At 35.9% G+C, this 24,592-nt stretch carries 23 protein-coding genes; 14 read left to right on the forward strand and 9 right to left on the reverse strand.

Features of this window, described 5'->3' with window-relative positions; all coding sequences use genetic code 11:
* Window positions 1-159 precede the first annotated feature (159 nt).
* Complete coding sequence (locus HBN50_RS00200; RefSeq protein ID WP_273866972.1) at window positions 160-318, forward strand: hypothetical protein; 159 nt, start codon at window positions 160-162, stop codon at window positions 316-318.
* Entirely contained in the window at window positions 299-1,834 is a 1,536-nt protein-coding gene (locus tag HBN50_RS00205) for a hypothetical protein (RefSeq protein ID WP_273866973.1), read from the forward strand. Before HBN50_RS00200 ends, HBN50_RS00205 begins: the two co-directional genes overlap by 20 nt.
* Window positions 1,835-1,868: 34 nt before the next feature.
* Here HBN50_RS00205 and HBN50_RS00210 read toward each other — a convergent pair whose 3' ends face one another.
* Both HBN50_RS00210 and leuS read right to left on the reverse strand, forming a co-directional pair.
* Complete coding sequence (locus tag HBN50_RS00210) at window positions 1,869-3,344, reverse strand: class I tRNA ligase family protein (protein WP_273866974.1); 1,476 nt, start codon at window positions 3,342-3,344, stop codon at window positions 1,869-1,871.
* A gap of 12 nt (window positions 3,345-3,356) precedes the next feature.
* Window positions 3,357-5,765 (reverse strand): leucine--tRNA ligase, encoded by a 2,409-nt coding sequence (gene leuS, locus HBN50_RS00215; protein WP_273866975.1) that lies wholly within the window; start codon window positions 5,763-5,765, stop codon window positions 3,357-3,359.
* Between the two features lie 162 nt (window positions 5,766-5,927).
* On the opposite strand from leuS, the gene HBN50_RS00220 reads away from it, so the two are divergent.
* On the forward strand, window positions 5,928-7,772 hold the full coding sequence (locus HBN50_RS00220; RefSeq protein ID WP_273866976.1) for a retropepsin-like aspartic protease: 1,845 nt from the start codon (window positions 5,928-5,930) through the stop codon (window positions 7,770-7,772).
* Here HBN50_RS00220 and HBN50_RS00225 read toward each other — a convergent pair.
* Window positions 7,762-8,229: a chalcone isomerase family protein gene (locus tag HBN50_RS00225; RefSeq protein ID WP_273866978.1), complete on the reverse strand. Its 468-nt coding sequence runs from the start codon at window positions 8,227-8,229 to the stop codon at window positions 7,762-7,764. The two genes, HBN50_RS00220 and HBN50_RS00225, sit on opposite strands and share 11 nt — an antisense overlap.
* Entirely contained in the window at window positions 8,226-8,981 is a 756-nt protein-coding gene (locus HBN50_RS00230; RefSeq protein WP_273866981.1) for an acyl-CoA desaturase, read from the reverse strand. Before HBN50_RS00230 ends, HBN50_RS00225 begins: the two co-directional genes overlap by 4 nt.
* 151 nt (window positions 8,982-9,132) lie before the next feature.
* Between HBN50_RS00230 and HBN50_RS00235 the strand changes: the two genes are divergently transcribed.
* The 7 genes from HBN50_RS00235 to HBN50_RS00265 are packed head-to-tail and all read left to right on the forward strand — an operon-like array spanning window position 9,133 to window position 15,488.
* Window positions 9,133-9,921: a DUF1295 domain-containing protein gene (locus tag HBN50_RS00235; protein ID WP_273866982.1), complete on the forward strand. Its 789-nt coding sequence runs from the start codon at window positions 9,133-9,135 to the stop codon at window positions 9,919-9,921.
* Window positions 9,918-10,232 carry a DUF1475 family protein gene (locus tag HBN50_RS00240; RefSeq protein WP_273866984.1) on the forward strand — a complete coding sequence of 105 codons (315 nt, stop codon included), beginning with the start codon at window positions 9,918-9,920 and terminating at the stop codon, window positions 10,230-10,232. Before HBN50_RS00235 ends, HBN50_RS00240 begins: the two co-directional genes overlap by 4 nt.
* On the forward strand, window positions 10,229-11,251 hold the full coding sequence (locus HBN50_RS00245; RefSeq protein WP_273866985.1) for an SAM-dependent methyltransferase: 1,023 nt from the start codon (window positions 10,229-10,231) through the stop codon (window positions 11,249-11,251). Before HBN50_RS00240 ends, HBN50_RS00245 begins: the two co-directional genes overlap by 4 nt.
* Before the next feature lie 8 nt (window positions 11,252-11,259).
* The gene (locus tag HBN50_RS00250) at window positions 11,260-12,516 is read left to right on the forward strand and encodes an NAD(P)/FAD-dependent oxidoreductase (RefSeq protein ID WP_273866986.1); all 1,257 of its coding nucleotides are present in this window, start codon (window positions 11,260-11,262) and stop codon (window positions 12,514-12,516) included.
* Window positions 12,513-13,280, forward strand: coding sequence for a DUF1365 domain-containing protein (locus HBN50_RS00255; RefSeq protein ID WP_273866989.1), 768 nt, complete (start codon window positions 12,513-12,515; stop codon window positions 13,278-13,280). Before HBN50_RS00250 ends, HBN50_RS00255 begins: the two co-directional genes overlap by 4 nt.
* The gene (locus HBN50_RS00260; RefSeq protein ID WP_273866991.1) at window positions 13,268-14,530 is read left to right on the forward strand and encodes a class I SAM-dependent methyltransferase; all 1,263 of its coding nucleotides are present in this window, start codon (window positions 13,268-13,270) and stop codon (window positions 14,528-14,530) included. Before HBN50_RS00255 ends, HBN50_RS00260 begins: the two co-directional genes overlap by 13 nt.
* 1 nt (window position 14,531) lies before the next feature.
* Complete coding sequence (locus HBN50_RS00265; RefSeq protein WP_273866993.1) at window positions 14,532-15,488, forward strand: DUF523 and DUF1722 domain-containing protein; 957 nt, start codon at window positions 14,532-14,534, stop codon at window positions 15,486-15,488.
* On the opposite strand, the gene HBN50_RS00270 is transcribed toward HBN50_RS00265, so the two are convergent.
* Both HBN50_RS00270 and HBN50_RS00275 read right to left on the reverse strand, forming a co-directional pair.
* Window positions 15,481-16,905: a cryptochrome/photolyase family protein gene (locus tag HBN50_RS00270; protein ID WP_273866995.1), complete on the reverse strand. Its 1,425-nt coding sequence runs from the start codon at window positions 16,903-16,905 to the stop codon at window positions 15,481-15,483. The two genes, HBN50_RS00265 and HBN50_RS00270, sit on opposite strands and share 8 nt — an antisense overlap.
* Window positions 16,889-18,235, reverse strand: coding sequence for a TIGR01777 family oxidoreductase (locus tag HBN50_RS00275; RefSeq protein WP_273866997.1), 1,347 nt, complete (start codon window positions 18,233-18,235; stop codon window positions 16,889-16,891). The genes HBN50_RS00270 and HBN50_RS00275 overlap by 17 nt, the downstream gene beginning before the upstream one ends.
* Before the next feature lie 224 nt (window positions 18,236-18,459).
* On the opposite strand from HBN50_RS00275, the gene HBN50_RS00280 reads away from it, so the two are divergent.
* Entirely contained in the window at window positions 18,460-19,389 is a 930-nt protein-coding gene (locus tag HBN50_RS00280; RefSeq protein WP_273866999.1) for a MerR family transcriptional regulator, read from the forward strand.
* Window positions 19,390-19,426: 37 nt separating this feature from the next.
* Entirely contained in the window at window positions 19,427-20,317 is an 891-nt protein-coding gene (locus HBN50_RS00285) for a hypothetical protein (RefSeq protein ID WP_273867000.1), read from the forward strand.
* Here the strand turns inward: HBN50_RS00285 and HBN50_RS00290 are convergent.
* The gene (locus HBN50_RS00290) at window positions 20,314-20,973 is read right to left on the reverse strand and encodes an HD domain-containing protein (RefSeq protein ID WP_273867001.1); all 660 of its coding nucleotides are present in this window, start codon (window positions 20,971-20,973) and stop codon (window positions 20,314-20,316) included. The genes HBN50_RS00285 and HBN50_RS00290 overlap by 4 nt on opposite strands.
* Window positions 20,974-21,190: 217 nt before the next feature.
* Here HBN50_RS00290 and HBN50_RS00295 point away from each other — a divergent pair, with 217 nt between their 5' ends.
* Window positions 21,191-21,988, forward strand: a complete 798-nt coding sequence (locus tag HBN50_RS00295; RefSeq protein ID WP_273867002.1) for a hypothetical protein — start codon at window positions 21,191-21,193, stop codon at window positions 21,986-21,988.
* 6 nt (window positions 21,989-21,994) lie between these two features.
* On the opposite strand, the gene HBN50_RS00300 is transcribed toward HBN50_RS00295, so the two are convergent.
* The gene (locus tag HBN50_RS00300) at window positions 21,995-23,272 is read right to left on the reverse strand and encodes a sensor histidine kinase (RefSeq protein WP_273867004.1); all 1,278 of its coding nucleotides are present in this window, start codon (window positions 23,270-23,272) and stop codon (window positions 21,995-21,997) included.
* On the reverse strand, window positions 23,269-23,973 hold the full coding sequence (locus HBN50_RS00305; protein WP_273867007.1) for a response regulator: 705 nt from the start codon (window positions 23,971-23,973) through the stop codon (window positions 23,269-23,271). The genes HBN50_RS00300 and HBN50_RS00305 overlap by 4 nt, the downstream gene beginning before the upstream one ends.
* Before the next feature lie 150 nt (window positions 23,974-24,123).
* Between HBN50_RS00305 and HBN50_RS00310 the strand changes: the two genes are divergently transcribed.
* Window positions 24,124-24,567 (forward strand): Spy/CpxP family protein refolding chaperone, encoded by a 444-nt coding sequence (locus tag HBN50_RS00310; RefSeq protein WP_273867008.1) that lies wholly within the window; start codon window positions 24,124-24,126, stop codon window positions 24,565-24,567.
* Window positions 24,568-24,592 lie beyond the last annotated feature (25 nt).

Consider the following 24,592-nt stretch of genomic DNA (forward strand, 5'->3'; position numbering starts at 1 on the left):
CGTCCAATTGGATGATAACTTTAAATTTGTTTGCATCTCTTTATATGATGGAGCTTTGTCTAAGTACCAGAAATAACATTAGACCTTGAAAAAAATAACAGGAAATTAATAAAGGGGAGTACGTGAAATCAAGGGGTTATGTGTTCACAGAATTTGCTAATGAGTTTTTCTAAGGGTAAATTGGCCATTCCACGAAACCTTGGGGGAACTTATCAGGTTTTTAATTGGATCGATACTTTTGGTGCTTTCTTATCAATCTTCTTGGGCCATTCCTACAGACGATTATATGGAAAGGATTTTGTTTCAAGAAGAATGTGAGAATAATATCTCTTATCTTCCGTCTGTAGACGAATATAGCGTTGACTGTGGAATGGAATTTCACCATTACAATAGTGAAGCAGCTGAAGATTATTACTCTTCTTTTGATGATGATCCTGTGAAGCTTGGAACTTGGAATGTCTTTCATCCTGGGATTGGAAAGTCTCAATTTAAAGACTATTCTCTCGTCGCTGAAATCATGAATCGTTGGGATATCGTGACGGCCGTTGAGTTACTTCCTCTCATTGGTGCTGACTCCCGACATAATGAATCAGTGATTTCTTATTTACGAGAAACTCCTCGAAAAATTAATGATCTTAAAAAAGAATTAAATGCTACGAATCCTTCCACTAAAGCTTATGAAAAATTAAAAGCAGAGCTTAAAGAAGCTCAAGATGGATTAAAAAAGGCGAAAGGCCTCTATCGTAGTCCTGGTTACTTAAAAATACTGAAAGAATTAAGGAAAATAGATCCTTCATGGGCGCTTATCTTATCTCCAAGAGGTGAGGGAAGTGATGGTTCTTGGATTAACGAGCTTGTTGGTTTCTACTATAGAGGTAGAAAAGTTAAGCCAATTGAGAATGAGCATTGTGAGGCTTTTCAATCGACGTTAACAGCAAGTGATGCTTATGCATGTTTTCCTGATATCACGGGGAAATTTCTCTATCGTAATTATGAAGGCCTTTTCTCTAGAAGACCTTTTATGGGAAGTTTTAAAAGTGGTGAATTTGACTTCACTCTTATTGGTAGTCACATCATTCATAACTCACCAGATGACAGTGATCTGATGAAGACACTTTTGAATAAAACATTTGGAGTTGATCATTATGATGATTTAGGTGAAGGTGTTGATAGCGGTAATTACGCACGTTTTGCCGAAATTAAAATGACATTCGAGATTATTAAAAACTTGAAGCGTAAGTATAAAGAGCAAGATGTCATTTATACAGGAGATTTCAACGTCGAAGCAGATGAGCCTCTATTGAAAAAGATGATGAGTGAGTACGAGGGAATGAAGGTACTTGTGAGATCGGAAACAAGTCTTTCAAATCAGCGCTTTGACTCAAGTGGGGAAGGAAATGGTTACTCAAATAACTATGATCACTTCTTCGTGGACTCCAATAAACTTGGTGAATGTAAAATGGGAAGTCTTTTCACTTCGAGGCGAGTAGATTTTTACAAAGGATTTATTAACGATCTTATGCAGAAGTACTTGATTCGTGACATTGACGGTGTTTCTCATTTAAAGACGCTTTATCCAATGTCTGACTCTGGAAAAAAGAAAATGAACCGAGAGGTTACTCGTTTTAAGAATTATCTAGATTCTCAATTAACGATTAAGAGAAATAAAATTGTTCCTGTCTATACTGATTCTGCTACGAGAGTTGATGCCTTTAGAAGGCGCGTTTTTGAAAGCCAATTAGATGATGATTTCTTTTATGGAGTTTATAAAGAGATTTTAAGTGATCACGCTCCAATTGAAATCACTTGCTCAACTGAAGAAGATGATGATTAAAAAATAAAAAAAGCGGGATTTAAATCCCGCTTTTTTATTTGTCAATTTTTGGAAAGAGTGGCTCTGGCATAAGGAGATTATACTCAACCTCACCAAACTTAATATCTTCAAAGCTTTGAACTTCAACACTTAGAGGAACAAGGGCATTCTTAGACGTTTCTGGAAGAAAGGCACTAAGAAGTGAAGATGTCGCATGAATCCCATAAAGACAGTTATAGATCACAGGAGTAAGTGCTACTGGATCTTCTTTAAGTTTCCATGGTTCTTTGTCATTAACATATTGGTTAATGCTATTAACAGACTCCCAAAGAACATCGAGGGCCTTGTTGTGTTCACAAGCTTCCATTAGCTCTTTCATCTTAGAGTAAGTTTCATCAAAGTTGAGTTCTTGAGTAACTCCAGTTCCTGAGATCTTAGGATCGATGGCCTTAAGAGAAAGCTTCACTACTCTCATAATAAGGTTACCAAAGTCATTTCCAAGCTCACTATTGTGCTTTTGAATAAGGTCTTTCTCAGAGAAGGCTCCATCTGAGAGAGCAGAAATTGAGCGAAGAAGATAATAACGGAAGCTATCAACAGGATATTTTGCAATCATATCCATTGGATCAACTCCATTTCCAAGAGACTTTGACATCTTTTTTCCATCTTCAGCAAGAATCATTCCGTGAACGTAAACTTTCTTTGGAAGAGGGATATCAAGGGCCTTAAGCATACAAGGCCAGATGACGGCATGAAACCATAAAATATCTTTTCCGATAACATGCATATCGGCAGGCCAAAATTCTTTTTGCTCTGGAGATAGGGCAGAGTAGTAATTGATAAGAGCGTCGAACCATGTGTACATAACAAAGTTATTATCACCTGGAACTTCAACTCCCCATCCTTGATTTGGTCTAGAAATAGCGAGATCTCTTAGAGGCTCAGATTCTAAACGGCTAAGGATTTCATTATACTTTCCTCTTGGAGTAACAAATGTAGGATTTGCTTTAAGGTGCTCAATGATCCAGTCACTATATTCAGAAAGCTTGAAGAAGTACCCTTCCTCTTCCTTCTTTTGCAGTGGTTTATGGTGTTCTGGACAATTCCCATCTGGAGCTTGAAGCTCAGTGTAGAATGACTCACAACCCATACAGTACATACCAGAGTACTTCCCAGCATAGACTTGACCTTTATCTTGGAGTCTCGTCCAGAAGTCTTGGCAAACATCTGCGTGTCTCTTTTCTGTTGTTCTAATGAAGTCAGTATTACTGATTTCAAGTTTTGAAATCAGTTCCTTAAACTTCAAAACTTGCTCATCAACAAAGGCAGCTGTTTCTTTACCTGCCGCTTGTGCTGATTCAATAAGTTTTTGTCCATTTTCATCAGTACCTGTTAGGTAGTGCGTTTCATTTTTTAATAAACGATTCCAACGAGCATAGGCATCAGCGACGATCTTTTCGTAGGCGTGACCCATGTGTGGAGTTCCGTTTGGATAATCAATTGCAGTCGTTACATAAAAGCGATTTGTCATTTTCTACCTATCTTACTTCGCTACGATGTTACAGATTTTACCTGGAACGTAGATTTCTTTAACAATATTTTTTCCTTCAAGTTGACGAGCAACTTTCTCATCAGCTTTTGCCTTTGCAAGGAAATCATCTTTTGAAATATCTGCTGGAACTTCAATCGTCGCTCTTGTCTTACCATTAACCTGGACGGCCATTGTAATAAGATCATCTTTTGCAAGTTCTTCGTTATATGAAGGCCAAGCTTCGTGAGCTAGCGTTTGAGTGTGACCAAGAGTTGCCCAAATCTCTTCAGCAACGTGAGGCGCCATCGGAGCGAGAAGGAGTGAGAATGCTTCAGCCGTTTTCTTTGTTACTTTCTTTTTCTTCGTAGAAAGGTTGTTAAAAACCATGAGAGCAGAGATCGCTGTGTTAAATCTCATATTCTCAATATCATCAGTTACTTTCTTAATTGTCTTATGAAGAAGTTTTGTCACTTCTGTATCTTCTTCGCCTTCTTTTACGATATTTGATTGATCAGCGTAGAATTTATAAGACTTTTGAAGGAAGTTATAGACACCTTTAACTCCAGTTGTTTGCCATGGCTTAACTTTTTCAAGTGGCCCCATGAACATCTCATATAGTCTAAGAGAGTCAGCTCCAAAATTATGAACGATATCGTCTGGGTTAATCACGTTTCCACGTGACTTACTCATTTTTTCACCGTCTTCACCAAGAATCATTCCTTGGTTAACAAGTTTTTGGAATGGCTCTTTTGTTGAAACGTAACCGAGATCAAAAAGAACTTTGTGCCAGAAACGAGCATAGAGAAGGTGTAGAACAGCGTGCTCAACTCCACCTACATAAAGATCTACTGGCATCCAATATTTTTCTAGCTCTTCATCCCAAGGTTTATCTTTATTCGTTGGGTCAATGAATCTTAGGTAGTACCAACAAGAACCGGCCCATTGAGGCATTGTGTTTGTTTCACGTCTTGCTTTCTTTCCTGTTTTTGGATCTGTAATCCATAGCCATTCATCAATTGTCGCTAAAGGAGATTCTCCTGTACCAGATGGCTCATATTTCTCAACATCTGGAAGAGCAACTGGAAGTTCATCAGCTTCTAAGCAGCGAACAGTTCCATCTTCAAATTTAAGAATTGGGAATGGTTCTCCCCAATATCTTTGACGAGAAAAGAGCCAGTCACGAAGTTTGTAATTGATCTTCTTTGTTCCAAGTTTCTTTTCTTCAAGCCATGTGATCGCTTTTGTGATCGCTTCTTCTTTGTTAAGTCCATCAAGGAAATCAGAGTTAACGTGAACTCCATCACCTGTATAAGCTGCTTCCTGTACGTCTCCACCATTAAGGACTTCAACAATAGGAAGATCATATTTCTTAGCAAATTCCCAATCTCTTTCATCGTGACCTGGTACGGCCATGATTGCACCTGTTCCATATGAAATAAGAACATAGTCAGCTACATAAATTGGAACTTCTTTTCCGTTAACTGGATTAAGGGCATAGGCACCTGTAAAGACTCCACTTTTATCTTTGTTAAGGTCTGTTCTTTCTAGGTCAGATTTAAGGGCGGCCTTTTCAAGGTAAGCTTCTACATCAGCTTTTTGTTCAGCTGTTGTAATTTTAGAAAGAAGTTCGTGCTCAGGCGCCACAACCATATAGGTTGCACCAAAGAGAGTGTCTGGTCTTGTCGTGAAAACTTCGAGTTCTCCTTGAGCATCTTTAACTTCAAATTTAACCGTTGCACCTTCTGATTTTCCGATCCAATTTCTTTGAAGTTCTTTAATACTCTCTGGCCAATCAACATCATCAAGATCTTCAAGAAGCCTGTCAGCGTATTCCGTAATTTTTAAAACCCATTGTTTCATTGGTTTTCTGATTACTGGGTGACCACCAACTTCAGACTTTCCATCAATGACTTCTTCGTTCGCTAGAACCGTTTTAAGTTCTGGACACCAATTAACAGAGATTTCGTCTTCATAGGCAAGACCTTTGTTGTAGAGCTGAGTGAAGATCCATTGAGTCCACTTATAATAGTCAACATTTGACGTAGCAATCTCTCTATCCCAGTCATATGAGAAACCAAGAAATTTAAGCTGACGCTTGAATGTTTGAATATTTTTCGTCGTCGTAATATCTGGGTGTGTACCCGTTTTAATTGCATAGTTTTCAGCTGGAAGACCAAATGAGTCCCACCCCATAGGGTGAAGTACATTGAAACCTTTCATTCTTTTATAGCGGGCCATAATATCAGTGGCCGTGTAACCTTCTGGGTGACCTACGTGAAGACCAGCTCCTGAAGGATATGGGAACATGTCGAGCACATAGTACTTTGGTTTCGTTTTATCTGAGGCATCTGTTTTGAACGTCTTATTTTCGTCCCAATATTGCTGCCATTTCTTTTCAATGTCCTGAAAATTGTAATCCATAAAAATCCTCTATTAATGCATTAAAACTGAATGAAAAGTGCACCTGGAATAGTAGCAAAGTCGGCTCCATTTAAAAAGGTGGAAAGGGGCATAAGATAAAGAAAATACGTATATTTTCCGATGAGTTAGACGATTGAAAAGACAAAATCCTATGGAGAAAGAATGACCAAGAGAAATCAATGGCTTAGGGGCTTTTTTACGACTGTTTTTTTATTTATTTTCACGAGTATAACGCCCTTTGCTAGCGAGCAAGTTCAACTTCCCATAGTGAAATCGATTGGTGGTCTGATCATCACTAAAATAGAATTGGCCGGAAAAGATCATTTATTTCTCTTGGATACGGGCTCAAATGCGAACTTTATTAATCCCGCTCTAAAAAGTGAACTCTTAAAATCTGGTCATATCACTACAGATACGAAACTTGATACTGTCGTGAATACTTTCTCTAAAAAAATTGCTCTTAAGGGACATCGTCTGAATTTGAAGTTGAAGAATTTAACATACAATAAAATGCCAACATACTTTATGGATAACAACCGCTTTACAAAAGCAAAAGATGGGATTGACTGCTGTAGCGGAATTCTTGGAATCGATTTTTTAAAAAAGTATCCAATAGAATTTGATCTTAAAAATAAAGTTGTAAAAATTAAGACAAAATTTAATGCTCCAAAACAATGGGAGCGACTATCCTTTGATGTCATTGGAAAAAATGTATTAAAGATTTCCTGTATGATTGGAAAGAGAAATGTAGACTTTCGCTTTGACTCAGGTTCTGAAGCGCCTTTAATTTTTCATACAAACTTTTCAAACACACACAGAATAGCGCAAAAAGCCTATTTAGCAGGGCATGAACTAGGTCCTCTCTTTGTTAACCTTGGTGAAATTCGTTGCGGAAATATTAAATTTACAGCAGATAGTTATGCTTATCTTGGTTCCTCCGGAGCCTTGAGCCATTCCTTTATTGATGGAAATATGGGACCGTCACTTCTTGGAGAACATTACGTTTTTGATTTTAATAAAAAAGCGTTCTTTATCGCTAAACCAGTTCTTGAAAATAAAGTACCCTATAAATCGTATGAGATCGATCTTAAAGCAATGCAGAGAAACTCTATTGGTGAGTTAAAGCAAGCGGAAGCCTTAATTCTCAACTCTTGTATACAGGTTTCAGGAGAAAAAGACTGCATTAATAAGTGGTGTAGAATTTATGGTAAGAAGTGTTCGTATAACGAAAAGGAAAAGGGGATAGGGCAGATTCTTAAGGCCATGTATCCAAAGACTTCGCTAGATTGTTCTCACTTTAAAATGGGAGCTAATTTGATGAAGGCTCCTCTTAAAGAAGATTATTGTTGGTGGAAAGAAACAATGAGACTCAAAGAGAAAGAGGGTGAACAACTTGAGTATTCTGTTGTAACGCAAAAGAAAGACTACTTTATGAAAGGTGAGTTTCAACTCTATCTTCCTCGGAATCAAGTAGAGCTAACAAAGAAGCTTTATTGTTATGCCATTTACTCGAATCTTATTACTACTGAGTCCGTTGAGCCTCTCTTATTTGCCTTATCGATTAAAGGAATGAGTCTTTCAAACAAGAGATTAAAACAATATTACTCGTGGCTAGCTCAAGGAGAAGGTCAAAAGTGTCAAGCTTGGATGAATGAGCTTTTTCCTTACGAAAAAGACCAGGAGAAATTAGAGTCTCTCTTTTTTGGGCGTGATCATTTAGTCATCGTGAATCCATTAACTATTCTAGGGGATGGTGTTACAGGATTTGAGAAGGGGCTAACGACAACTCTATCTCATGAAGCGCTACACGTCTTATATGACAAGAATAAGAAAATCAAAAAGTATGTGAAGGATAAGTGGTCAAAGCTTTCTGATAAGAAAAAAGAAGAATTCAAAAAAGCTCATCCTTCTTATCAATTCGATAAAGAAGATGTTCTATTAAAAGAGTACTTTTCTTACACTTTTCAAGATAAGGTAGATTTAATAAAAAAAGAGTTTATGGATTAATTGCTAGTATTTGATTCTTTAGTTTTTGATCAACTGGATTGGGACCAATCCAGGGTAAAAGTATAATCTTTGCCAATAAATTGTCTTTTTTTGAAGCAATCATTTTGTTATTTAAATCTAATGTGACGAGGTCGCCTTTTATTTCAATAGAGAAACGATCTCCCTTTTTTATTGTCGTTGTATGTCGATTGATCCAACTTATTTGATCTTGGTATTTCGCTAGATCTTTAATATTGTTCTCTAAACCTACTTTCCATCCTTCTAGAGAATATTCTTTTTTTACATCGATTTTATAATCAAGTGATAGCTTCGTATGATTATTGGAGTTTTTATAGTAGGACACTTCATAGATATCGATCTTGAATATAGAGTATTCCAAGAGTCCTTTTCCAACCAATTTCAATTCGGTTGCAAAGATGAAGTTTGTCATCAACAGAAACAAAAAGAAAAACTTCATAAGCACGACCTCTTTATTTTTATGACGCGAGTAAATGACATAAATTTGATAATTAAATAAGTCGGATCGAATTCGTACCATTTATGAGCAAAGTTAATCTTTTGGCAGCTGTAGTGATGATTATTTTGATAGAGCTCTCCCATAAGAGGAATATCCCACAAAAGTGTATTTCTACTTTGATCTTTTATATCGTAATTGCGATGACCATAATTATGCCCACACCAATTCACAATTGCACCTTGTATTGGTCCAATGAACAGATGAATAGGGATGAGAAGATAGTATAGAGGTTCTACCTGAAACCAAAGATAGAGGAAGATATAAATAGCGGTCCATAGAATAATATTCCAATGGCCAGCTGCAAATTTATCTAGCCATGGCCATGTCGGATAGTGATGAATAATGGAATCATCTTTAAACTCTTTTTTAAATTCTTCAAAATCACTTTGAGCTAATAATTTTTTATACTCGTAATAAGTTGCAATCATCATAGAAACAACATTACCGTGATTGGTTGGGGAGTGTGGGTCTTTATGTGTATCACTATGAGCGTGATGTCTTTGGTGCATGACTGAATAAGATCTAGGGTTTAAAAAGCTTGCTCCCTGAGCGATGTATGTGAGGAAATAGAAAAATTTTTCCCAGAAAGGATTCATTTGAAACATCTTATGGGCACAATATCTATGAAGAAAGAACGACTGTAGAAAGAGCGATAGAAACCAATGAAATATTAAGAAAAGAACTGGCAACATAGAAAAACCCCTTTTCCATAATCTAGCACAAAATTAGACAGGCTAACTTAAGAAAACCTTTTGTCTATGCATTGTCTATTTATGAGATTCGCTCTAAAGCGCTTCTTGGTTGTATGATTATAAAAATATTGCTGATAACAAAGGGGCGGCATTGAGTATATACATAATCGATTTCATTACTATGGCATTGATGTTTCATCTCTTTTACGCCGTGGCTGTATTTAAAAAAGACTTTGGGGTGATCGATATCGCATGGGGAATAGGACATCTTGTCCCTCTATGTGTTGGACTTGTTTTCAATCCTGTGTTGAGCTTACGTCAAGTTTTTGTCTCATTAGTTTTACTTCTGTGGGCCTTTCGCTTGTCTGGTTATATTTTTCTTCGATCTCAAAAAAAACCTGAAGACTTTCGATATAACGAGATGAGAAAGTCCTATGGCGATCGGGCAAATTTTCTCGCCTATATTAGAATATTTTGGTTTCAAACGATCATTCTTTATGTTCTCTCTCTCCCCGTTTTATGGATCGTATCAACTGAACAAAGTGAACTTGTATTAAGTGATTATTTTGCTTTAGGAGTTTGTTTCATCGGTCTATTAATAGAGACCATCGCAGATTCTCAAAAAAATCAATTCAAAAAAAATAAGAACAATAATGGCAAATTTATTCAATCAGGCCTTTGGAAATATAGTCGTCATCCAAATTACTTTGGGGAATCTCTCTATTGGTGGGGGTTCTTCTTTTTTTCATTTAATTTGAGCTTAGGAGCACTTCCTCTTTGGAGCATTGCTTGGTTTGCACCATTAGTCCTTACATTATTTCTTCTCTTTTTTAGTGGAATTCCTATGCTAGAGAAAAAACGTGAAAACGATGAAACATTCATTGAGTATAAGAAGAAAACATCGGCCTTTATACCCCTTCCTCCAAGGGAGAATATATGAAAAAAATAATTATCATATTTATCGGTCTCTTTACTTTGATGTTAGGGACAACCGTTTGGGCATCGTTGCAAGAAAATCTCTTTGATCATTTGTCTCATTATGTAGCAATGCCTTGGTTTAAAGCAACGTTAATTGATTTTTACATAAACCAAATCATTCTTTGGTTTGGAGTCGTTTTTATTGAAAGAAAAATTATGACAAATCTCATATGGCTCATTCTCTTCATTTGCTTTGGAAGTATGGGGACAACAATCTATCTAATATATTTTTTAACTTCTAAAAAATATAAACTATTAAAGGAATACGTATGATTGATTCAATAGTAGCAAAAGGTTTTTTACCAGACTTCGCTTTAAGGAGAGGTATTCGCCACCTAATTGATAAACGACTTGATGAAATTCTTTTTGGTAAAGCAGATCAATTGGATCAAAGAAGAAGGGATCTCGTCAATGAACTTAGTGAATCGCCAATTGCACTTGAGACTGATCTTGCAAACGATCAACACTATCAAGTACCTTCAGCATTCTTTGAAAAGGTCTTAGGAGAAAACTTAAAATATAGCTGTGCCTATTGGCCAGAGGGAACGTCTTCTCTTGTAGATGCCGAAAATCGAATGCTCGAACTTACTTGCGAAAGAGCTGAAATTGTTGATGGTATGTCTATTTTAGAACTAGGATGTGGATGGGGAGCGATTACTCTTTTTATGGCCAAGAAGTATCCAAACTCAAAAATTGTGGCCATTTCTAATAGTAAAACTCAAAAGATCCATATTGAGTCTCGCTGTGAAAAAGAGGGGGTTACAAATGTTGAAGTTCGAACTTGTAATGTTGCCGAGCTCGAGTTGAGTGAGACATTTGATCGTGTCGTATCAGTCGAAATGTTCGAACATATGAGAAATTATAAAAAATTACTGAGTAATATCTCCCGCTGGCTTAATGAAAATGGAAAGCTCTTTGTCCATGTTTTTGTTCATTCAAAGATGCCCTATAAGTTTGAAGTAAAAGATGAAAGTGACTGGATGTCTAGGTACTTCTTCTCTGGAGGAATTATGCCAAGCGAACACCTTTTTTACTATTTTCAGGATGACTTAAAGATCTCTAGGCATTGGAGTTTTTCAGGTGAACACTATGCAAAAACGGCGCGTGCTTGGCTTAATAAAATGGATGAAAATAAAGAAGAGATTTATCAAATCTTTAATGAGCACTACGGAAAGAAAGAAGCTACTAAATGGTTTAATTATTGGAGAGTCTTTTTTATGTCATGTGAGGAACTCTGGGCCTTTAACCGCGGGCGTGAATGGTTAATCGGTCACTATCTTTTTGAGAAGTAGGGAAGTCTATGAAAAAGAGATTGGCAATCGTTGGAACGGGTATTGCTGGCATGGCCAGCGCCTATTTTCTAAAAGACGAATTCGATATTACTGTTTTTGAAAAAGATGCACGAATTGGTGGTCATACCAATACAGTTAGCTTCGATTATAGAGGTGATGAAATTTCTTTTGATACTGGTTTTATGGTATTCAATGAAGTGACTTACCCTAATCTTATAAAACTCTTTAAAAAATTAGAGGTAGATTATTATGATACTTCAATGAGCTTTTCTGTCTTTAATGAACCTATGGGTATTGAGTATAATGGTTCTAGCTTGAATGGATTATTTTCACAACGAAAAAATCTCGTGAGACCTTCACACTACAAAATGATTCTCAATATTAATAAATTTAATCAAAAAGCACCTTCAATCTTAGCAGATAGTAAGTACGATGGAATGACTGTTGCAGAGTTTGTAGAGGACTGGAAGTTAGGGGAAGAGTTTCTTCATCTTTTTTTGATACCTATGTCTTCTGCTGTTTGGTCAACTCCTGCAGAGAAAATGCTAAAATTTCCTATCCAATCGTTGGTTCGATTCTTCTTTAATCATGGCTTCATGGGACTTAATACTCAACATCAATGGAAGACAATTACAGGTGGTTCCAAGAGTTATCGAGATAAGTTAATTAATTCTTTTATTGATCAGATTAAAGTCGAAGATGAAGTTCTTGAAGTGCTATTAAAAGATGATCAAGTGGAAATCACTTCTCGCTCAGGTCATTCTACATTTGATTATGTGATTATGGCATCCCATGCCGATCAAAGTTTAAAGATGAGAAAGAATCCAACAGTCGATGAACTTCGTATTTTATCTGCCTTTAAATATCAAAAAAATATGGCAACAATTCATACTGATCATTCCATCATGCCAAAGTTAAAAGAAAATTGGTCTTCATGGAATTATGTAACTAAGGAGAAGGGATCTGCTTTTACTGTTTACTATATGAATTCTCTTCAAAAAATAAACCATCCTGATTCGTTCTTTATTAATATAAATGGTGAGCAGTATGTCGATCCATCGATGATCATTAGTCAGATTGCCTATGAACATCCTGTTTTTGATATCGAAGCCGTTCGTTCGCAAGAAGATGTTTTCAAAATTCTCAATCAAGAAAAGAACAGAATAAAATATTGTGGAGCCTGGACTCGCTATGGTTTCCATGAAGATGGGATTTTATCTGCTGTTCGGTTATGCTCATCAATCCTTGGGCGAGAGGTTCTATGAAATCTTGCTTGGTTAGAAGTACAGTTATTCATAAACGTTTTATTCCTAAAAAATATGAATTTAAGGCATCGTATTTTTGGTTCAAGTTGGACTTGGACGAGTTGGAGTTAATAGAAAAAGAAATTCCATTAATTAGAATCAATCGATTCTCTCTCTATAGCTTTTTTGAGAGCGAACATCTCAAATTTCACGGCCATACTCTTAAGAACAAAGTAGAAAATTACATAAAAAGTAAGGGGTTTGGTGATGTCTGCTCGATCTCTCTTATTACGAATCTATCTTTTCTAGGCTACGTATTTAATCCCGTATCTTTTTTTCTGATTGATCTTCAAAGTGGGGAGCAATTGGCCATCATTCAAGTGGGAAATACATTTAATGAGATTAAGCCTTTTATTGTCCCACCAGAAAACTTTAATGATAAAGGTTTCGATGTCTCAACAAAGAAACTCTTTTATGTGTCTCCTTTTATACAAATGGATAGTGATTTTGTCTTTTCATATAAAGAAACAGAAGAAGATATTTTAATCAATATTGATGACTTTTGTGAAAAAAAACTTGTTTTAAAGGCCATGATGAGAGGGCAAAAATTTGAACTAACATTTTTAAATTTGTTGAAATTCACTCTCATTTATCCCTTTAATACGTTGAAAATTATCTTTCTCATTCATTTTCATGCTTTAGTCCTTTTTTTAAAGGGCATTAAATATTTTAAAAAGACAGATCATCAGGATCTGCAACAAGGTGCTCAGATATGGAAAAACTGAATCAAAATAAATTAGAAATGATTAAACATAAAAGCTCTTTCTCGAAGAAAATAGTTATTTCTTTATTAGAAAGGCTTGATAAAGGTCAACTAAGACTTACATTTTCTAATGGAACAACTCTCTTTATTGGTGATGGCGATGGTGTTCACTGTGATATTACCATTCATAATGACAGCTTCTTTAAAAAGTGTTTTCTTTCTGGAGATATTGGTTTTGGTGAGTCATATGTCGATGGAGATTGGTCTACGAGTGATCTGACAAAGGTTGTGGAGTGGTTGATTCTCAATATTGAAAAACTAGGTCTTGCATCTGGTTCGAAAGTTAGTGCAGGAATGATGAACCTTCTCCAAGCAACAAATAAAATAACTCACTTTTTAAATCGTAACTCAAAGAAGGGGAGTCAGGAGAATATTTCATATCACTATGATCTAAGTAATTCCTTTTACGAATTGATGCTTGATGAAACAATGACATACTCTTGTGGTATATTTGAAGGAGCATCATCTCTTAAGGATTCTCAGTTACTTAAGTATGAGAAGCTTTGCCAAGATCTCGATTTAAAGGATGGAGATCATGTTCTTGAAATTGGCTGCGGTTGGGGCGGGTTTGCAAGCTACGCTGCAAAAAGAAACAATATTACACTTCATGGTGTGACGATTTCAAATGAACAATTGAAGTATGCCCAGGAAAGAATGGTAAGAGAGGGGCTCGAATCTAGAGTGAAACTAGAGTTCTGTGACTATAGAGATCTGAAGGGAAAGTACGATAAAATTGTATCTATAGAAATGCTAGAAGCCGTTGGCGATGAGTTTTTACCGGCTTTTTTTGAAAAGTGTGATGATCTACTCGCTCCAGATGGACTTCTGTCTATACAAGTCATCACAAGCCCTGACTCACGTTATGACTCATTTGTAAAAGGAGTCGACTGGATACAAAAGCATATTTTTCCTGGGTCTTTATTACCTTCAATAGGTGCGATGAATAAAGCATTCTCTAAGACGAATTTTCATATGTATTCGCTTCGAGATATTGGCCTCGATTATGGAAAGACTCTTAAGTTATGGAGAGGAGACTTTTTAAAAAATTGGACGCAAATTAAAGATCTCGGTTTTGATGAGACATTTAAGCGTAAATGGATTTATTATCTTTGTTATTGCGAAGCTGCTTTTAATACTCGAAATATTTCAGATGTCCAGATGACATTAATTAAGCCAAACAACTCAAAGGTCTTTAAAGGAAGTGTGAATTAAAATGAAAGATGTCTTAGATAGGAATAAACCGACAATTTTAGTGAGTTCTTGCTTGATGGGTGATGCTGTTAGGTGGAATAGTACAGGGGCCAGTTGTAAGTGGCTTGTACATAGCCTCTCCAAGCATGTTAATATCCAAAAAGTTTGCCCAGAAATGATGATGGGACTTGGCGTACCAAGAAAAACAATTCGATTAGTTCATTCTGGAACTGATGAAATTCGTGTTGTTGAATCTAAAGGGAGCGGCGAACATACAAAGTCCGCATTTGATACTATTCCTGAGGTTGTTAAGCACGGAAAATCTGTCGATGGTTTTATTTTGAAATCTAAATCTCCAAGTTGTGGTCTTGAGAGAGTAAAGGTCTATAATACTAAGACAGGTCATCCAGATAAGTCTTCAGTAGGTCTTTTTGCAAAGGCCCTTAGAGAAGAGTATTCAGATTGTGCTTTCATTGATGAGGGAAGGTTGAATGATTATCGACTTAGAGAACACTTTGTTACTCATCTCTTTGCTCTTCATCGATTGAAAACGATTGAGCCGAAAATAAGTGCACTTCAAGAGTTTCATGCAAAAAATAAGTATCTTATTATGTGCTATAAACATTCACGTGTTAGTGAATTAGGTCGAATTTGTTCAAAAGGAGGCAAGGAAGACTTCTCTAAGCTTTACTTAGAATATTTTGAACTTTTTTCTAGAACTCTTAGTGAACCCGCTCCTCAAGGTCAGATCTATAGTACTCTTCAGCATATTTATGGCTATTTTAAGAAAGTCTTAGATCCTAAGGAAAAGAAGCACATTTTAAATGTTGTTGATGACTATAAGAGAGGAAGGGTTCCAATGACGATTCCTCTTGAGATTCTAAGATTTTTAACGACGAAATATGATATGAGTTATCTCAGCGACCAATGTTTATTTGATCCATATCCTGAGTCATTGTCACTGAGACGCTTTATTTAATAGACTTATAAAAAATGAGACACTCTTCTCTTTTAGATTTGTAATCAACGATTGGAGAAGGGTAGTCTCTCCCTATTAGGCAGCCTTTCATTTCCTGTTCAAGAGCGGGAACTTCATCTGGTCTATGTATTTCTTTCTTTTCGTAGTTCTTAAGCTCTGGACAGAAGCTTTTAATATAAGCTCCATCAGGATCAAATTTCTTTGATTGGTTGTATGGATTAAAAATTCTAAAATAAGGTGCGGCATCACAACCTGTAGAGGATGACCACTGCCAACCGCCATTATTTGCAGCAAGATCGAAGTCCATTAGTTTTTGTGCAAAATACTCTTCTCCAATTCTCCAGTCTTGCATTAAGATTTTACAAAAATAACTCGCGGTAACCATTCTTAGTCGATTTGGCATTGTTCCAAATTGATTGAGCTCTCTCATCGCTGCATCAACAATAGGGACACCTGTATTTCCTTCTTTCCAACTTTTGATAAGCTTATTATCTTTTTTCCAATCGAGCTTTTCATAATCTAACTTGAATGGTCGTTTTTCAACGTGTGGAAAATTGAAGAGAATCATTTGGTAAAACTCTCTCCATATGAGCTCGTTTTCCCAACTAGCATGACCGGCACTGGATCCCGATCGTGCTTCTTTGAGAGCTTCTCGAATGGATACTTGGCCAAATCGCAGATAAGGAGAGATTCCTGATGTTCCCTCTCGCTCAGGATAATCCCTGTCGATATCATATTTTTCAATTTTTTTTCTAAACTGCTTTAGTGTTTTAAGTGCTTCTGCTCTTGTTCCTGGGAGAAATGGATGTTCCATATAATCGAAAGATATTTCATTCATCCAATCTTTATGCAAAAGTGATTCACTATTCTTATACTGATGGAGATTTTCGAGATTTATTTTAAATTTCTTTGTTCTTGATGATTCTCTTTCTAGTAATGCTTTCCATGCCCTTGAGTAGGGAGTAAAAACTTTGTAGGGAGTACCATCTGATTTCAAGAGATCTCTTCTTTCAAAGATCACATGATCTCTATAGTTTTTTACTTCCTTACCAAGGTCGAGGACTTTCTTTTGAACGGTCGTATCCCTTTTGAGTGCATAAGGTTCATAGTCTCTATTGAAAAAAAGACTTTTGGTCTCATTTGAGCTCATTATTTTAGGAACGATTGCAACAGGATCACCATAAAAAATTCTAAGAGAACTTCCATATTCTTGTAATTTCTTTTCTATTTCTTCTAGAGCGTCGTAGATAAAAGATATTCTGCGATCCTCTTTATTTTTAATCTTATCTAAGATTCTCTTATCAAAAATAAAAATAACTGTCGTCTTCCCTGAAGCAGAAAGAGCTGCACTCAGTGCAGTATTGTCATCAAGTCTTAAGTCTCTTCTAAGCCATACTATATTATCTGAAAATTTCATTAAGGGCCTTTTTTCTGTATTCAAATATTCTGCTGATATCTTTTTGAACAATCGGGAATGCTAAATTTCCTAGAATCCCAAAAGGCATGTTGTATTTAACCTTATCTAAAATAAGTGTTCCATTCTTTGATGAGTGAAATTCATGTGTATGAACCCACTTTTTATAAGGTCCTTTTGTTTGAATGTCGACAAAAATGGCTTCGTTCTCATCATCCTCGATACGGCTTTGCCATTTCATAGGAAACCCGTATTTACTAAATTGATAGTTAAAGATTGCCTTATCTTTTACCTCGCGATCTGAATCTTCTAGCATCTTAAAATTCATCTCTTTTGGTGTGAGTTTAGATAAGTTCTCTGGCGTTCTGAAGAAACTTATAATTTCATCGATAGGTCGTGAAATGTATTGAGCCTCTTTCACTGTACCATTACATACATCTTCCATTGCAGATTCAATTGTAGGATAGTTAAATTTGAAAGACTCTTTTTCAAGGGCGAGTGCTCTTACATGTACACTATCAAGCATAAGTTGTGACATCTCACCAAAGACAAGTTTTAGCATAAAAGGAGGTGCTATAAAGTAATTTGGAATTCCAATGGCCTTTGACAACGCTTTAGAGAATTTTGCATTTGTTACGGCCTGTGGAGCAACAGCATTGAATGCGCCTTTAAATTGTTTATCACTCAAGGCTTGTTTGTATATTTTTACAAGGTCTTCAACATGAATCCAACTCATCATCTGCTTTCCAAGACCTATTGGTCCACCTAATCCCATTCGAAAAAGAGGAAGGACTTGGGCCATCATGCCATCATTTGGGGCTATGACAACGCCTAGTCTCGGGTTAAAGATTCTTTTTGCATTTACATTTTTAGAAGCATTTTCCCAATCGATACAGACCTTTGCTAGAAAATCATCTCCATGAGCGGAGTCTTCATCAAGTGGTTTATTTGTATTGGCCTTATAAATACCAATGGCCGACGTAGAAATAAAGACTTCAAGTGGAGTGTCTCTATGATCATTGATTGATTGAACGAGATTCTTTGTTCCAATTACTCTGGAATTATATATCTTCTCTTTTTGCTTGCTCGACCATCTTTTAGCGGAAAGGTTTTCACCCATTAAGTTGATAACACAGTCCGCTTTTAGAACGGCTTCCTTTGGAGCTAATTCGCTCGTAGGCTCCCAATTGTAATAATCTGCTGGCAAGTTGAGCTTAGCTTTTGCACGCTCTTTATCCCTTGAGAGAATAATTAACTCGTGTCCATCTATTATGAGTTCAGTTGCTAATTCTTTTCCTACTAATCCCGTTGCACCGGTAATGAGAACTTTCATTGCTCCTCCTAATCTTTTCCTTATTATAGGATGAATAGGGCAATTTGCAGATGGATTGAGGTTTAATTATAGTTAGACAATATTTCGACAAGTTAGACAAGAAGCCATGCTTTAGTGTTTTGTTCTTGTAAAAACAGGTATTTGTGTGATTCTTGTCTAGTTTGACAGATTTCACTCAGGAAGAGAAGTCGTGTATTCTAGTTAAAAGACGACAAGGAAAAATTATGTCTAAGTATCCAATTCAAATTGCTTCAAAACTTTCAGGTGTTGGTGTCCATACGCTAAGGGCCTGGGAGAAAAGATATAGTGCTGTTGTTCCTTCGCGAAACGACTCGGGCAGAAGACTCTACAGTGATGACGATATTGAAAAGCTCAAGCTGTTAAGTGATCTCTGTTCACTTGGAAATAATATTGGTGCTATTGCTAATAAGAATATAAGTGAGCTCAAAGAGATACTCAAAAAACTAGGGAAGCAGGATTTCGACGAATCTCCTAAAGTTAACGAAGTTAAGGGGCAAGACATTCAAGATGCTTTGAAAAATCTTATACTCGCATTGGAGTTTTATAAGCTAGATGTCATTTCTCATGAGATTAAAAAAATCATGATTACGATGAACCCTAAAGATTTTGCACTTAAAATCCTTATGCCTTTATTACAGGAAGTGGGAATTCGTGTAGAAAGAGGTACATTTTCTATTGCACAAGAGCATGCATTATCATCAATTCTCAAATTTCATATAGGTCACTTAATTTATAAGAGCTATCAAACACGAAGAAAGAAGAATGCTCTTGTACTTTTAACAACTCCCGAAAATGAAATGCATGAGTTTGGTATTATGATGGCCTCTCTTCTTTGCTGTCATCATGGTGTCAATTTCTATTACCTTGGTCCTAATCTTCCTCCTGAAGCTCTGGGCGATGCTGCTAGTTCTCTTGAAGCTGATGCCGTTATTCTTGGAACAACGGTTGTGACAGCAATGAATACTGATCTAAATGATTACCTTGAAAGAACGCTAAGACATATCGGTAAAAAAACTTCTTTATGGGTTGGTGGAAACGGTGACTTTGATATTGACTCATTTTTGCGATCTAAAAGATTTCGTTATCTTCCTACGATAAATCAACTCGATAGAATTTTAGCAGATCTAATTTAATAGACGATTCTTCCGATAAGCTATCGGGAGATTGTCTATGAAAAACTTATTCTTTACTCTTTTACTTGTCTTTTTTTCTTCGTGCTCAACGAAAAGAGAATATAACTTTGATTGGGAATCATTGGCCTGGATCAATGGACACCATTACTTCGAAGGAAAAGAGGCACAGCTAAAAAATGTAGAAAATAAAAGAGAAGTAGCAAGCTCACAGGATTTTCCAAATTGTGAAGATCAAACCGAGCAAGAACGAGAGGAATTAGATCGAATCATTTCTAAAACGAGTGGTGTCGTAGTTGATGCTAATGACTATAAGTCGAGCATAGAAGGATTTCAGGACTTTTTATCAGATAGTGGCGTTTCGAAGAAATTCAGTGCACGTGAAATGGTTAAGCCATTCTCTTCTTCTGCTGCAAAATCATGTGGACTAGAAACTCTTCTACCTAATCGATGTCGATGGAAAAGTGCCGCAGCTCAAGCTCTTGTTGCTATGAAACTTAGAGAGGTCATAAATGATGATCGACCTAATGGTAAAAAAGGAATTTTTCTTCGAAACTGGTGGCGTCCAAATTGTTACAATAAAGCTGTCAGTGGAGCTAGTACGAGTGACCACCGAAATGCGCGTGGATTTGATCTCGATTTTAAATCAGTAGAAGACCGTATGAAAGCGCAAAAATATCTCTGTGAAATGTATAAAGAGATGAGTCCCTTGAGTTTACAAGTCGGAATTGGTTGCCAAACAATTCATCTAGGAATTGGTTCACCAAAAAGACTACCAAATTACCCCGCTGATGGTTCAAGGTTTTGGAAATATGGAAGCCTAAATAGATGTGACCAAAAGAGAATTGAAGGCGATGATTGTTGGAGATTTTCTGGTGAAGAAAAGAAACTTTTCATTCATACAAATAAGTCATCTACTGGGGTTCTTTAGTATTTGGCCTTAATGATACGAAAACGAATCTCTTTTAAAATTTCCAGATCATGTGTTGAAATATCACGATAAAGATTAGAGATAATAAAGTAAGTTTCTTCTGAGTATTTTTTTACAAAGGCTTCCGGTGCAAGATCAAAATCAGATACATTATCTAATCTGTCGAGTAGCTTAATAAAAAATGCCTCGGGGTCCATTTTACTGAGCTTCTTTGCAAGATAAATTCTTTTGCCAACTCTTTCTAATTCCTTTTCATTGCTCGTTAATTGATCGACTAGACGGGCAACATGGGCACCAAAGAGTTTTTTTATTTCTGCAATTGTTGCATCAGTATCTTCGACAGTATCGTGTAAAAGAGCTGCAATAATTTGATCATGAGAACCACCACGCTTATAAACTTGGTAGGCAACCCTAAGAGGATGGTCAAAATATGGCCTTCCATCAAATTTCCTATAAACCCCTAGATGCTTTTTATAGGCGTACTGAAGGGCCCTTTTTATACGAGGGGACTTCAATGCTGTAAGCTCGCGAATAATTTCTTGTTGAAAGTGTTTACTCGAGAATACTTTAACCTTTTGATAGCAAGAAGATGCCCTTACTGACGGTGCAGTTAAAAGTGAGAGAGTGAAAACAACGTTCAAGATTCTAGGATTCATAGGTGGTGCATTTTGAACCAATTTTTTTTATCGATCACGCGCTTTGAAAAAATTACAGAAAAAAAAGGTGTCAAAAAGGGACTTTGATAACTTAAGTGATCGTTTTTACAGTGTAAGGAAGTAACGGTTTTATCTTCTCGTGAATGTGTATCTTTTTAATTATTCTGGGTGTACCTCTTAAACAACAAATTAGAGGAAGACTAAAAGGGAGAGACAAATGAAGAGATTAATGGTCGTAGCAACTTTATTAGCACCAATGGTAGTATCAACAGCTCAAGCAAATTCTCTAGAATTAAGAGAATGTAGAACAAAAGTTCGTACTCAAAATGAGAGAATTGGCCAAATGAGAGGAATGATGAGCACTCTTGAAAGTCAAAACTCTTCATTGAAATCTCAGATGCTTGATCTACAAAGTACAAATACAAACCTATCATCTAAAGTTGGAAATCTTCAAACGAGAGTAGGGAACTTACAAGATCAAAAAGACAAACTTCAATCGAAAGTAGGAAATCTTCAGGATCAAAAAGAGAATTTACAAACCAAAGTGGGGAATCTCCAAGATAAAAATGTTCGATTGATTGAAGAGGTAAAGGATCTTCAAGATGAGATTGTTGCTTGCGAGAGAAGATCTGATAATAGCGAAGTGAGAGAACTTAAAAGAGAGAATAACCTTCTTAAGGGTCAAGTTATTGCACTTGAGCAGCAGGTTGCAGAGCTAAAGAAGAAGCTTGAAGACCAAGATAATGGTGGAAATATCGAAAAAGCAATTCAACACTGTGAGAAAAATATTTCTTCTTCATACAATGTTAATAAGTGTGTTGATATCGTAAAAGAAATGAAAGTAAGCGCTCCAATTGTAAAACAATGTACTGAAGTTATGAGCCACGATTTCTACAAAGTCGATTGTGTCGAAGCTGCTGGAAAAACAGAAGCGAAACTTAGAGATGTAAAAACTTGTCTACAACAGGGAATGTCAGACTTCTCAAAAATCAGATGTATTGAAAATCTTAGATAATCTTCATTAGCCTCCCAATGGGAGGCTAATTTTTATTTTTGATCCGACATGAATTTCACTTTCAATTTTTATCTTTCCTTTATGGGCCTTAACAATTTTCTTACACATATATAGCCCAAATCCATAGCCTTCAATTTTTTTATTTCTTGATTTATCAATGCGATAAAAAGGCTCAAAGACTCTTTCTAATTGTTCTTCTTCAAAACCTTGACCATTGTCGTATACAATAATCTCAAGTGATGATTTCTTAATTGAAGCCTCAATACCAACAACTGGGCCAGTACTCTGATTGTATTTATAGGCATTTTCAATCAAGTTCTTTAAAACGAGAGTGATCTTCTCCTTATCTAGATTCACTTTGGTATCTGTAGATTTGGAAGGGATCTCCAGATTAGAGAATTTTTCTTTGAGATCACTAAATAGTTGATCAAGAGAAATGCTCTCTTTTTTAAGAAGATCAGAGTTTGAGAGTCTCTCTGTTTCAAGGATTGTATCGATAATGTATTTTAATTCCTCTATTTCTTCATTGAGACTTTCTTTTTCTTGAGTATCTTCCATAAACTCAAGTGTTAATTTCATTCTTGTTAGTGGTGTTCTTAACTCGTGTGCGACATCTGTTAAAAGTTGATTTCTTGCCTCTATCATTCCATGAATTGTGTCTAACATATTATTAAAAGCATTTGCTAAATAATTGAATTCATCTATATCTAAGGGATCAATTTTATGCTGAAGATCTCCTTTAGAAACTCTTTCCACAGCATTACTTAGGATCGCTATAGGACCTAGTATTTTTCTGAGTACAAGAAAGCTCATTGCCAAAATTGTTATAGTAAAGATTGAAAAAATAAATAGAGGGCTTTTGCGTAAATGTATTGGCTTTTTAAATGGTAGATCTTGTGGAAGTATAAAGAGTCGATGTCCTTTGATTTTCATCTCTTTAAAAAAAAGAGGCGTGTTATCTCTTTTTGCTCTACGAAGGGCTCTTTTAAGATGGTACATGTCAGGAATCTTAAAGTGCGAACTCCACGTTGTTTTATTTTTCTGTACTCTAATTCTTACATTGTACTTATTGGCAACGGCTTCTAGTTTTTCTTGATTAATTGGAAAAATCATCTCTTTTTCAATTAATGGAGCAACAATATTAATTTCTTGAACTTTCTTTTGCATTTCGAGGTGCTCAGGTAAGTAAAAGAACTTTATAAAACTAAAGGCTCCAACTAAGATCAGAACACTAGTGATAGATAGAGTGAAAAATATTTTAAAGAAGAGACTGTTTCTTTTCATTTTTTAACGACCTCTGATGAAAAAATATAGCCACTTCCCCAAATCGTTTTAATAAAGCGAGGCTCTTTAGATGAGTCTTCAAGCTTTTTCCTTAGACGGCTTATATTAATATCTATTGAGCGATCATAAACATTCCAATCAACGCCTTTTAATGAATCCATAAGATCATCTCTCGTTAATACTTGGTTTGGATTTTCCATGAAGTGCTTTAAAAGATCATATTCCATCGATGTTAATTTTAATTGATTGTCGGCCAGGAGAACATCACGTGTTTTAAGATTTAATAGGAGATCACTACTTACTAGAGTTGTATAGTCTGTATCATTATCATTGTTTGAACTTAGGCTTCTGCGAAGAACTGATTTAATTCTTGCGACTAGCTCTCTTGGTTCAAACGGTTTTGCGAGATAATCGTCAGCTCCTACTTCAAGTCCTAATACTTTGTCTGTCAGTTCACCACGAGCAGTTAGCATAATAATAGGTATCTCTGAGTTTTGTCTTACGTGCTTACAAAATTCAATTCCATCGAGCTTTGGCATCATGAGATCGAGAATAATAATGTCGTATTGTTCTTTATTTAATTGTTCTAATGCATTTAAAGAGTCGTTAAAGAAGTCACTTTCAATTTGAAAGCTAAGGAAGAACTTCTTCAATAGGAGACCTATCTTTTCGTCATCATCTACTATTAAGGCCTTAGTCATATAAACTCCTTCTTTTATACTATCTTAGCATGATTATCTTAAATAAATTAAGGCGTTACAAATTGATACAAATTGATTCAAAAGGTTTCACCGTAGAAAAGATCTCTACAATTAGCTTGTTTATACTATTCAAAAGCAAGGAGGATGCTTATGAAATTACTAAAGATTACAAGTATTGTCGGATTATTATTTCTTATCTCTTGTCGTGCTCCAGAGGATAGAATTGAGAAAATTTCAGCAAAAGTTGTTGAAAAATTAGAACTTACAAAAGAGCAAAAAGTTAAATTTGAAGACCTAAAAAAGACGCTCATTTCTCTTGAAAAAGAGAAGAGAAGTAAGGGAAGAAAGCATCGATTTGACGATGTGAAAAATGAGCTGAAGAGCGATCATTTTGATGTCAATACAATCGTAAAGGGGATGGAAGAGAATTTTAGTAAAAAATTAGAATTTACAAAAACAATTGGAGTAAAGATTCAAGTTTTTCATGCTTCTCTAACTCCTGAGCAAAGAGAGAAGCTTTCGGCCTTTATAGAAAAAATGGAAGAGAGAAGGAAGGAAAAATGGAAAAAACATAGAAGAGCTAAGCACGAATAAAAAAGGCCCTTAAAAGGGCCTTTTT

The organism is Halobacteriovorax sp. GB3 (assembly GCF_028649655.1).
GTDB lineage: Bacteria > Bdellovibrionota > Bacteriovoracia > Bacteriovoracales > Bacteriovoracaceae > BSW11-IV.